The following is an 11,515-nucleotide window of genomic DNA, read 5'->3' as shown; positions in this document are numbered from 1 at the left end:
TAAGATTTATTTCGCCTTTGGCGGTTATTGTTGTTATGATTAGTGCTTTTTTAAAGTAAAATCGGATTAAAAATGAGAACATATTTTTCAAAAATAGGTTTCATTTTAGCTGTTGCAGGCGGGGCTGTAGGTTTGGGAAATGCTTGGAAATTTCCAACCCTAAGCGCTGAAAATGGCGGTTTTGTTTTTGTTCTTTTGTATTTATTTTTTACTCTTAGTATAGGGTTTAGTATCTTTTTAGCTGAAGTATCAATGGGGCGTTTAAGTAGAAGTGATTTAGCAAATGCTTACTATACTCTTGCAAAAAGTCATGCCAGAAGATGGCGTTATGGTGGAATTTTCACCTTAGGTGGAATTTTTGTTCTTTCTTTTTATTTGGTAATTATGGGTTGGGTTTTAAAATATGCCTTGACTAGTCTTTATTATTTACCTAAAAATTTAGAGCAAGCAGGAAGTGATTTTTCTACTTTAATCAGTGCTGATTTAAGCAATTCTATTTTATTTTTTTCTTTATCTTTTTTTCTTACTTTATTGATTGTGTCTAAGGGTTTAATAAAAGGCATTGAAAGACTGAATGTGGTTATAATGCCAAGTCTTTTTATCATGCTTATTTTTATGCTACTTTATTGTATGAGTTTTCAAAATGGTTTTAAGCAAGCTTTTTCTTATCTTTTTTATCCTGATTTTTCAAATTTTAAATTAAGTTCTATTGCTGAAGCTTTAGGGCTTGCTTTTTTTACATTATGTTTAGGAATAGGCTGTATAGTGACTTATTCTGCGGCTTTAAGCAAAAAAATAAATTTTATCAAAAGTTCTATTTTTATAGTTTCGATTAATCTTCTTATCTCATTTATCATGGGGCTTATAGTTTTTACTTTTATATTTGAATTTGAGGCAAATCCAAATATACAAGGTCCAGGAATAGTATTTGTATCTTTGATGAGTTTATTTAATGAGCTTGGAATTTTAGGTTATGTTTTAGCCTTTTGTTTTTTCTTGGCACTTTTTTTCGCAGGTATTACTTCTGCGGTTTCAATGATAGAGCCTCTGACTTTCTATGTGGTTAATAATTATAAAATTTCTCGTATTAAAGCTTTATCATTTATAGGTTTTATCGTTTTTGTATTGGGAATTTGTTGTATTTTATCTTTAAATACTCATTTTTCTAGTTTATTTAGTATTTTTGGAAAAGATTTTTTTACTCTTTTAGATAAGGTGACTTCTAATATATTACTTCCCCTAGGGGCGATTGTAAGTTCTATATTTGTAGGTTTTTTTGTGGATAAAAAGCGAATTTATAAAATATTTTCCAAATTTGTAAATCGTCAAATATTTACAATTTGGCTATTTTTTATTCGTTTTATATCACCTATAGCAATTATTTGCATAATGTGTTATCAAATTTTTGTTAAAATTTCTTAATTATTTCATATAAGGAAAATAAATGGCTAAAAAATTTATAGATGTTATGGATACAAGTTTTAGAGATGGTTTTCAATCTGTTTACGGGGCTAGAGTCTTAATGCAAGATTTTTTTCCAGCAGTAGAAGCAGCTAAAGAAGCAGGGATAACTCATTTTGAATTTGGAGGTGGAGCAAGGTTTCAAAGCCTTTATTTTTACCTTAATGAAGATGCTTTTGAAATGATGGATAAATTCCGTTCGATTGTTGGAAAAGATGCGAATTTGCAAACTTTAGCAAGAGGTGTAAATACTGTTACTTTGGATACAGGAAGTAAAGAGCTTATTGATTTACATGCCAAACTTTTTGCTAAGCATGGCACTACAACAATTAGAAATTTCGATGCTTTAAACGATGTAAATAATCTTAAATTCAGTGGAGAATGTATTAAAAAATACGGCTTAAAACATGAAATCACAATTACTTTAATGGATTTACCACCAAATTGTCAAGGTGCCCACGATGTACCATTTTATGAAAGAATATTAAAAGAAATTTTAGCTGCTGAAATTCCTTTTGATAGTATTTGTTTTAAGGATGCTAGCGGAACTTCAAATCCAAATAAAATTTATGAAACCATTAAAATGGCTAGAAAAAATTTACCACAAGATGTGCATATAAGACTTCATACGCATGAAACTGCAGGAGTGAGTATAGCTTGTTATTTAGCAGCATTGGAAGCTGGGGTTGATGGTATAGATTTAGCAGCAGCTCCTGTGAGTGGGGGTACTTCACAGCCTGATATTTTAACTATGATGCATGCTTTAAAAGGTAAAAATTATGATTTGGGTGGATTAGAAGAAGAAAAGATTTTAAAATATGAAGCAGTTTTAAAAGATTCTTTAAAAGAGTATTTTTTACCGCCTGAAGCTACAATGGTAAGTCCTTTAATCCCATTCTCTCCTATGCCAGGAGGAGCTTTAACTGCCAATACTCAAATGATGAGGGATAATAATATACTCGATAAATTCCCAGAAGTTATTCATGCTATGCGTGAAGTTGTGGAAAAAGGTGGTTTTGGAACTTCTGTAACTCCTGTTTCTCAATTTTATTTTCAACAAGCTTTTAACAATGTCATGTTTGGATCTTGGGAAAAAATTGCTGAAGGTTATGGAAAAATGGTATTGGGATATTTTGGTAAAACTCCTGTCGAGCCTGATGCTGAAGTTAAAAAACTTGCAGCTAAACAGCTAAATTTAGAGCCCACTACAGAACTTGCTATCGATATAGCGGATAAGGATGAAACCAAAAGTATAGCTTATGTTAAGAGTTTACTTGAAAAAGAGGGCATAGCAGTAAGCGAGGAAAATATTTTCATTGCAGCAGCTTGTAAAGAAAAAGGTATAGCGTATTTAAAAGGTGAAGCTAAAGTTAATGTGCGCAAGAATGTGTCTGCGCCAAAACAAAATTCTACTGGTATTGATGAGAATAAATTTACAGTTTCAGTTAATGGAAACAAATATCATGTAGAAATAAGTGCAGGCTTTGATAAAGATGTAAATATTAAAAGTATTCACAAAGCAGATACTCAAGAAGATATAATGCAAGATGCGGATTCAAGCGAAGGTATACAAGCTGGAATTTCGGGTAATGTATTTAAAATTTATATTAATGAAGGTGAAGAGGTAAAATCGGGTCAAGTTGTTATGATTTTAGAAGCTATGAAAATGGAGATAGAAGTTAGTGCACCAAAAGATGGCATAATAGAAAAAATTTGTGTCAAGACGGGTGATAGTGTTAGCGAAAATAATTTAGTCGCAATATATAAAAATAATTGAGGTTTTAAATGAAGAAATTTGAAAATTTAGGTTTGGAAAATATAAAAAAAGTTTATCATAATTTAAGTTTTGATGAACTCTATGAACATGAGAAAAAGAATGAAGAGGGGCAATGCACGGATAATGGAACTTTTACTGTAGATACGGGAATTTTTACAGGAAGAAGTCCAAAGGATAAATATTTTGTAAAACAAGACCCTTCTAGCAAGTATATAGCTTGGGGTAAAGTCAATCAAGCAATCACTAAAGAACTTTTTGATGAGCTTTTAATGAAGGCTAGAAAAGAATTAAGCAATAAAGAAATTTATGTGCAAGATGTTTTTTGCGGCGCTTCTTTGAAAAGTCGTAAGGCTATAAGATTTGTAACTGAAATTGCATGGCAAGCACATTTTGTAAAAAATATGTTCATTCGTCCTAATGATAAAGAGCTTGATGAATTTAAAGCCGATTTTATCGTTTATAATGCATGCAAATGTGTCAATAAAGACTATGAAAAGAATGGTTTAAATTCTGAAGTTTTTGTGATTTTTAACATAGAAGAAAATATTGCAGTTATTGGCGGAACTTGGTATGGCGGCGAGATGAAAAAAGGAATTTTTTCCATGATGAATTATTGGCTACCTCTTGAAAATAAGCTTTCTATGCATTGTAGTGCAAATGTTGGTGAAAAAGGCGATGTTGCACTTTTCTTTGGCCTGAGTGGCACTGGAAAAACAACTCTTTCTACCGATCCAAAAAGAAAGCTTATAGGCGATGACGAGCATGGATGGGATGATGAAGGAGTGTTTAATTTCGAGGGTGGATGTTATGCAAAAACTATCAATCTTGATCCTGAGAGTGAACCTGAAATTTATGGAGCGATTAAGAGAAATGCACTTTTGGAAAATGTGGTTTTAAGAAGTGATAAGAGCGTAGATTATAGCGATGCTTCAAAGACTGAAAATACTAGAGTTTCTTATCCTATAGAACATATAGAAAATCATGAACCAAGCTTAAAAGCAGGTCATCCAAAAAATATTATTTTTCTAAGTGCAGATGCTTTTGGAATTTTACCTCCTGTAAGCAAACTTAGCAAAGAGCAGGCTATGTATTATTTTTTAAGTGGTTATACAGCAAAAGTAGCTGGAACAGAAAGAGGGATTACAGAGCCTCAAGCTACTTTTTCAGCTTGCTTTGGCGAGCCTTTTATGCCTTTGCATCCAACAGTTTATGCAAGATTGCTTGGAGAAAAAATTGACAAACATGAAGTAAATGTTTATCTTGTTAATACAGGCTGGAGCGGTGGAAGCTATGGCGTGGGCAAAAGAATGAGTATAAAGGCTACTAGAGCTTGCATTAATGCTATTTTAGATGGAAGTATTACACAGTGTGAATTTGAAAATTTTGATGTATTTAATTTAGCTATTCCTAAAACTTTAGCTGGTGTGGAAAGCTCTCTTTTAAATCCTATCAATACTTGGAAAGATAAGGATGAATTTATCGCCACTAGAAATAAATTAGCAAAAATGTTCAGCGATAATTTCAAACGCTATGAAGATGTCAAAGAGGGTGTAGAATACAGTCAGTTTGGACCTAAAATTTAAGGCGCATTGATGAAAAATGAGATGTGGTCAGGACGCTTTAGCGAAGCAAGCAACGAACTCTTAAAAGAATTTAATGCAAGTTTAAATATAGATAGAGCTTTGTATGTGGAAGACATACAGGGTTCTATTGCTCATGCTACTATGCTTGAAAATTGCGGAATCTTAAAAAAAGATGAGCTAGAGGCTATTGTAAAAGGTTTAGAGCAGGTTAGAGTCGAGATAGATCAAAATCGCTTTGTTTTCAATATAGAAGACGAAGACATTCATATGGCTATAGAAAAGCGTTTAAGTGAGCTTATAGGAAGTGAAATAGGCGGAAGACTTCACACAGCTCGCAGTCGCAATGATCAGGTTGCAACTGATTTTAAATTATTTACCAAAAAGTCCCATTTAGAACTTATAATGCTTTTAAAAGAACTTATCCAAACTCTACTTTCTCATGCTAGAGCGCATAAAAGAACTATTATGCCAAGCTTTACGCATTTGCAACATGCACAACCTATAAGTTTTTCTTTTTATATCTTAAGCTATGCTTTTATGTTTATGCGTGATATCAAGCGTTTGCAAAATAGTTTAGAGCTTGCGGATTTTTCCCCGCTAGGTTCTTGTGCTTGTGCGGGAACTAGCTATGCAACAAATCGCAATCTTAGCGCTCAAATTTTAGGCTTTAAAGACATTATGCCAAATGCCATGGATGGAGTGAGTGATAGGGATTTTGCGCTTGATTTACTTTATGATATAGCAGTGATTTTTACACACACTTCAAGACTTTGCGAAGAGATGATTTTATTTTCTGCTTCAGAATTTGGATTTTTAACCATAAGCGATAGTTTTTCAACAGGAAGTTCTATCATGCCACAGAAAAAAAATCCCGATGTTTGCGAACTTATACGCGGAAAAACAGGGCGTGTTTATGGAAATTTGATTTCTCTTTTAACGATTATGAAGGCACTTCCTTTAGCTTACAATAAAGACATGCAAGAAGATAAAGAAGGACTTTTTGATAGTGTTAAAACAGCAAAAGATAGTTTGATTATTTTAAATGCTATGTTAAAAGAAGTAAAAATCAATGAAGAAAATATGTTAAAATCTTGCAAAAAAGGGCATTTGTTGGCTACAGATTTGGCAGATTATTTAGTGCGAGAAAAAAATATTCCTTTTAGAAAAGCGCATTTTATAGTCGGTAATGTGGTCGCACAAGCTGAAAAACAAGGGATTGATATAAGTGATATCGAAGATCTTTCAAAAATAGATCCTATCTTTGATGAAAAAGCGATGAAATTGCTTGATTTTGAAAATTCTTTAAATTCTAAACAAAGTGAAGGTTCAAGCTCAGTTGCTAGTGTAGAAAAACAAATTCAAATTTTAGAAAAATTTCTTGAATGTTTAGGCTAATTTTGCCTAAACATTAAATCTAAAGTGCATCACATCGCCATCTAAGACGATATAATCTTTTCCTTCAAGACGCAATTTTCCCGCCTCTTTAGCGCCATTTTCTCCTTTGTAGGTGATAAAATCTTCATAAGAAATCACTTCTGCTTTGATAAAACCTTTTTCAAAATCATTATGAATCACGCTAGCAGCTTTTGGAGCTTTCCAGCCTTTTTTAATAGTCCAAGAACGCACTTCTAAAACTCCTGCTGTAAAATAGCTTATGAGTCCAAGTTTAGAAAAAGCAGTGCGTATGATTTGATCAAGCCCACTTTCATTTACACCTAAAGAGCTTAGAAATTCAGCACTTTCCTCATTACTTAAGCCAACTAATTCTTCTTCTATCTTAGCGCAAAGCTTGATAACTTCGTGATTGTTCTTATTAGCATAGTCTTTTAAAATTTTTACATACTCGTTATCTTCGCTAATACCATTTTCATCAACATTTGCCCCATAAATCACTTCTTTGGCAGAAAGAAGTCTTAGCTCTTTATTTAAAGCTTGAAAAATCTCATCTTCTTTTTGCAAATAGGTGCTAGCTGGAAGACCTTTATTTAAATGTTCAAGCAAAGAATTTGCCATTTCTAGACTTTCTTTTGCACCTTTGGTATTTGCTCTAGCTTCTTTATTGAGTTTTTCTATTTTTTTACCAAGCTGTTCTATATCTGCTAAAATAAGCTCTGTATTAATGATCTCAACATCCCTTAAAGGATCAACACCTCCTTCAACATGGGTGATGTTTTCTTCATCAAAACATCGCACAATGTGTAAAATTACTTCTGTTTCACGTATATTGGAGAGAAACTTATTTCCCAATCCCTCGCCCTTGCTCGCACCTTTTACAAGCCCTGCAATATCTACAAATTCTATCAATGAATGCATAATTCTTTCAGGTTTTACAATTTTGGCAAGTTCATTTAATCTTAGATCAGGAACTTCAACCATAGCCTTATTAGGTTCTATGGTACAAAAGGGATAATTTGCACTTTGTGCATTTTGTGCCTTGGTTAAGGCATTAAAAGTAGTTGATTTTCCAACATTTGGAAGACCTACTATACCGACGCTTAAACTCATTTATTTTTCCTTAAAAGATGAATTAAAAAATTAACACACATTCTAACTCCTGTTCCACCCGCACCAAAGCTATTATAGCCCCAAGATTTTTCTATGTAAGCAGGTCCTGCTATGTCAAGGTGGAGCCATTTATCTTTATATTCTTTGCGTATGAATTTATCTAAAAATAACCCAGCTGTAATTGCACCACCATAACGACTAGAAGCAGAATTACTAACATCAGCAATATTTGACTTTATAAGTTCTTTTAAATGCGGGTTAAAGTGTAGTATGGTTGTATATTCTCCACTTTTTTTAGAGCTTAAATAAAATTCATTTTGCAATTCTTCATTATTTCCCATAATACCACTTGTAAATTCCCCAAGCCCCACAACGCAAGCTCCTGTAAGAGTCGCCATATCAATGAGTAAATCAGGTTTTAAATCCTGAGCATAAGATAAACAATCAGCTAAAACCAAACGCCCTTCAGCATCGGTATTTCTTACTTCTATACTCACGCCTTCGCGCGAAATTAAAACATCATCTGGTTTATAAGCGTTTCCACCTATCATATTTTCAGTTGCACCTAAGATGCAATGTACTTCTAATTCTAAAGCGAGCTCGGCAACCGCTTTAATAATTCCCATCGCAGCTGCAGCTCCGCTTTTATCCGCTTTCATAGTAAGCATATAATCAGCAGGTTTTAGGCTCAAGCCACCACTATCGTAAGTTAAGCCTTTGCCTACAAATACTATACGCTTTTTAGCATTTTTAGCTTTATAGCTAAGGTGGATCAGACGCGGCGGATGAGCAGAAGCACGATTGACAGCTAAGAATGCATTCATTTTTTCTTTAGCAAGAAATTTTTCATCGCAAATTTTGCATGTGATATTTTTATTTTTTTTAGCTAAATTTTGAGCATCTTCCGCCATTTTTAAAGGAGTATAAATTTCAGGAATTTCATTAACTATATCTTTGGCAAAATTTGTCGCATTGGCTAGAATTTCACCGCGTAAAAGACCTATTTTTGCTTCATCGAGATTAATTTTTTTAGCATTTAGTTCTTCGGCAGAAATTATAAATTTTTCTAAAGTGCTTTCTTTTTTTTCGCTTTTGTATTTATCAAATTTATAAGCTCCAAAAAGCACACCCTCAACCAAAGAAGTAAAACTTCTCACAACGCAATCACCTAATATGCTAGGAAGTTTTACGCTTTTAATGTTTAATTTTTCTAAATTTTTATAAGCAGTGTAAAGTGCTAATCTTATATCCTCATAATTTAAACTTTTAAGTTCTATAAATAATCTTTTATTGTTTAAATCGAGTAAAATTCCCTCGCCTGTATAGTTATTTAATTTAAAAAAATCTTTTTCATTTGTGAATGGTTTTAGATTTTTATCTTGTATAAAAACAAGTTCAAAATCTGCTTTTATACCATGAATTTTTTTATCACTTAATTCAAATATCATTTTTTTTCCTTTTTTCTTTAAGTATAGCTTTTTCAATTTGTTTAAAGGTGAAAACAAGTAAAGATAAAAAACATATTATCATAATAGCAGCTAAATACCAATGATTTTTAGCCCAGGTTAAAAAATTCTGGATTAAATTACCAAAATGCCAAGCTAAAAGTATGGTAATAGCAGCCCAAACCCAAGCGCTAAGAAGATTGATAATGGCAAATTTTTTAGCACTATAACGCGTAATACCTATGCTCATAGGGATTACAGTTCTAAAACCATACATATAGCGTTGTATAAAAATAATAGGCCAACCAAAACGCTGTAAAAGTAAGTGCGCTACGGCGAATTTACGCCTTTGCGAACGGAGTTTCTTTTGAATATAGCGTTTGTTATATCTTCCTATATAAAAATAAATTTGATCCCCAACAAAGCCACCCAAGCCAGCTATAAATATAGCTAATACTACATGCATTTTTCCATCATGGGCTGCAAGTCCAGCAAAAATAAGTCCAAGCTCACCCTCTAAAATACTCCAGCAAAAAAGTATCAAGTAGCCCCAAGTTTCAACATGTTCATTCCAAATTCTTATAATAAATTCTTCCAAGGAGAAATCATTTTTAACCAAACCATGAATCACATAAATTATTAGAGCAATTAAAACGATAAAGATAAAAAATTTAAACCATTTTCTCATCGCACCCTCCTAAAATTCTAAAACACTATATACAGAACAATGCTTTTGTAATTTTTCTTCACCGCCTAAGTTTTTCAAATTCATTAAAAAACAAGCCTCGATACATTCTCCTCCTGCTTTTTTAATAAGTTCAAAAGAGGCAAGTGCTGTCCCACCTGTAGCTATAAGATCATCTACAAGCAAAATTTTTGCATTTTTTATATTTCTAAATGCATCTTGATGAATTTCTACTCTATCTGTCCCATACTCAAGTTCATACTCGCAAGAATAGGTATTTGATGGAAGTTTATTGGGTTTGCGTATAGGAACAAAAGGTAAATTTAGCTTAGCACAAATCATTGCCGCAAAAATAAAACCTCTGCTTTCAGTTCCTGCTATAAAATCTAAATTCATAGTTTGATAACGCTTACTTAAATGATCCAGTAAAAAAGATAAGGCTTTTTGATTGTTAAGTAGAGTTGTAATATCTCGAAAGATAATACCTTCTTTTGGAAAATTTGGAATAACGCGTATGCTTTCTGATAAAAATTGCTGTTCGTTTTGTGTAAGTTTTGTCATAATAATGCCTCGATTTTTGCTTCTAGCTCTTTAATTCTTTGTCTTAGTTTATCATTTTCTAAACGGTATTGAGAATTTCTTGTTCTTAGAGAAGTTAAATCCGCTTTTATTTTATTGAGCTCTTCGGTTAAAATATCGATATTCCCAAGACTGCGTTGAAGTTGAATTTGTAGTTTTCTAATGACTATTTCAGTATCATCAAGATTGTTTTTTATAAAATCTTTTGAAGTTTTTTCTTTATTAAGCAGGGTTTTATAATAAAACAACATAACAACTAGATAAATAGTAGCACAAATAAGTGCAGTTAAAATAAACCAATTTGCAAACATTAACAATCTACCTCAATTTTTTGAATTCTTTTTACATGTCTACCTTGATCAAAAGGGGTTTGAATAAAATTTTCTATCATATCGATAGCTGCATCAATGCCTATTAATCTACCTCCAAAAGCTAAAACATTTGCATCATTGTGTTTTCTAGCAAGTTTAGCACTAAGGCTTTCATTACATAAGGCACAGCGAATGTTTTTATGACGATTAGCAGCGATGGAAATTCCTATCCCTGAACCACAAATTAAAATTCCAAAGCTTTGTTCATCTATTTTAGAAGCTAACAAATGTGCATAATCTGGATAATCACAACTAGTAGGATCATTTGTCCCAAGATCATCAAAAGGAATTTGCTTTTCTTTAAGAAAGGTACAAATTTTTTCTTTAAGCATAAAACCCGCATGATCGCTAGCAATATAAATTTTTTTTCTAAGCATAAAAAATCCAAAATTTAAAAATTAAAGCATCTATATTAACATAACAAATCATAAAAAAAGCTTTTTGTTTTCAAAATAAATTTAAAACTAAGTTTTATTTTTTGTATATATGTTACAATATACATTTTAAAAATTTTAATCCATTTTAACAAATAGAAGGAAAATTAAATGAAACTCCTATTGATAGGATCATCTACCGGAGGCCCTAATCAGCTGAAGTTTTTATTAAAAGATGTGGATATAAAAAATACTTGCGTAGTTATAGCTCAACATATGAGTGCAAGTTTTATACCTTCTTTTGTAAATCAGTTTAATAAAGAAGCCTTAAGCGAAGTAAGTCTTTTAAACGACAAAGAGGTTTTGGCAAATAAAATTTATATTTGTCAAAAAAATACTATTTTATCAGGAAATTTAAATCTTATGGCAAACTGGAAAGAAGTTGTCACAAGCTTTAAACCAAATGTAGATTTGTTGTTTCACTCAGCTGTACCTTTGGTAAAGACAAACAAAATTTTAGCTGTAATACTAACAGGCATGGGAGATGATGGGGCTAAGGGATTGTTTGAATTGTATAAAGTAGGAGTTAAATGTTTGTGTGAAAATGAGGCTGATAGTATTGTATATGGTATGCCAAAAAAAGCAAAAGATATAAATCCAAAACTAAGGCCTATGAGTTTAAAAGAAATTAAACAAGAAATTTTAAATTTTATAAATGAAGAATGAGGGTTTAAA

The 11,515-nt window shown here is 32.1% G+C and carries 11 protein-coding genes; 5 read left to right on the top strand and 6 right to left on the bottom strand.

What is annotated here, in order from left to right; all coding sequences use genetic code 11:
* Positions 1–72: 72 nt before the first annotated feature.
* The 4 genes from CCO88_RS02860 to argH are packed head-to-tail and all read left to right on the top strand — an operon-like array spanning position 73 to position 6,216.
* Positions 73–1,422, top strand: coding sequence for a sodium-dependent transporter (locus tag CCO88_RS02860; protein ID WP_002839304.1), 1,350 nt, complete (start codon positions 73–75; stop codon positions 1,420–1,422).
* 22 nt (positions 1,423–1,444) lie between these two features.
* Positions 1,445–3,238: a biotin/lipoyl-containing protein gene (locus CCO88_RS02855; RefSeq protein ID WP_002839301.1), complete on the top strand. Its 1,794-nt coding sequence runs from the start codon at positions 1,445–1,447 to the stop codon at positions 3,236–3,238.
* An 8-nt stretch (positions 3,239–3,246) separates the two neighbouring features.
* Positions 3,247–4,821, top strand: a complete 1,575-nt coding sequence (gene pckA / locus CCO88_RS02850) for a phosphoenolpyruvate carboxykinase (ATP) (protein WP_002779616.1) — start codon at positions 3,247–3,249, stop codon at positions 4,819–4,821.
* Positions 4,822–4,830: 9 nt separating this feature from the next.
* Positions 4,831–6,216, top strand: a complete 1,386-nt coding sequence (gene argH, locus CCO88_RS02845) for an argininosuccinate lyase (protein WP_002784359.1) — start codon at positions 4,831–4,833, stop codon at positions 6,214–6,216.
* Between the two features lie 6 nt (positions 6,217–6,222).
* Here argH and ychF read toward each other — a convergent pair whose 3' ends face one another.
* The 6 genes from ychF to rpiB form a co-directional block, all read right to left on the bottom strand.
* On the bottom strand, positions 6,223–7,326 hold the full coding sequence (gene ychF / locus CCO88_RS02840) for a redox-regulated ATPase YchF (RefSeq protein WP_002779614.1): 1,104 nt from the start codon (positions 7,324–7,326) through the stop codon (positions 6,223–6,225).
* Positions 7,323–8,774, bottom strand: coding sequence for a leucyl aminopeptidase (locus CCO88_RS02835; RefSeq protein ID WP_002784357.1), 1,452 nt, complete (start codon positions 8,772–8,774; stop codon positions 7,323–7,325). The genes ychF and CCO88_RS02835 overlap by 4 nt, the downstream gene beginning before the upstream one ends.
* Entirely contained in the window at positions 8,764–9,369 is a 606-nt protein-coding gene (locus tag CCO88_RS02830; protein ID WP_002781708.1) for a DedA family protein, read from the bottom strand. The genes CCO88_RS02835 and CCO88_RS02830 overlap by 11 nt, the downstream gene beginning before the upstream one ends.
* Before the next feature lie 99 nt (positions 9,370–9,468).
* Positions 9,469–10,017, bottom strand: a complete 549-nt coding sequence (gene apt, locus CCO88_RS02825) for an adenine phosphoribosyltransferase (RefSeq protein ID WP_002779611.1) — start codon at positions 10,015–10,017, stop codon at positions 9,469–9,471.
* Positions 10,014–10,346, bottom strand: coding sequence for a hypothetical protein (locus tag CCO88_RS02820; protein ID WP_002779610.1), 333 nt, complete (start codon positions 10,344–10,346; stop codon positions 10,014–10,016). The genes apt and CCO88_RS02820 overlap by 4 nt, the downstream gene beginning before the upstream one ends.
* Positions 10,346–10,783 carry a ribose 5-phosphate isomerase B gene (rpiB, locus tag CCO88_RS02815; RefSeq protein ID WP_002781710.1) on the bottom strand — a complete coding sequence of 146 codons (438 nt, stop codon included), beginning with the start codon at positions 10,781–10,783 and terminating at the stop codon, positions 10,346–10,348. The genes CCO88_RS02820 and rpiB overlap by 1 nt, the downstream gene beginning before the upstream one ends.
* Before the next feature lie 168 nt (positions 10,784–10,951).
* Here rpiB and CCO88_RS02810 point away from each other — a divergent pair, with 168 nt between their 5' ends.
* Positions 10,952–11,506, top strand: coding sequence for a CheB methylesterase domain-containing protein (locus tag CCO88_RS02810; protein WP_002779608.1), 555 nt, complete (start codon positions 10,952–10,954; stop codon positions 11,504–11,506).
* The last annotated feature ends 9 nt before the right edge of the window (positions 11,507–11,515 follow it).

This window comes from Campylobacter coli LMG 9860 (genome assembly GCF_000254135.1).
GTDB classification, from domain to species: domain Bacteria; phylum Campylobacterota; class Campylobacteria; order Campylobacterales; family Campylobacteraceae; genus Campylobacter_D; species Campylobacter_D coli.
This window is presented reverse-complemented; position numbering and strand designations above follow the sequence as displayed.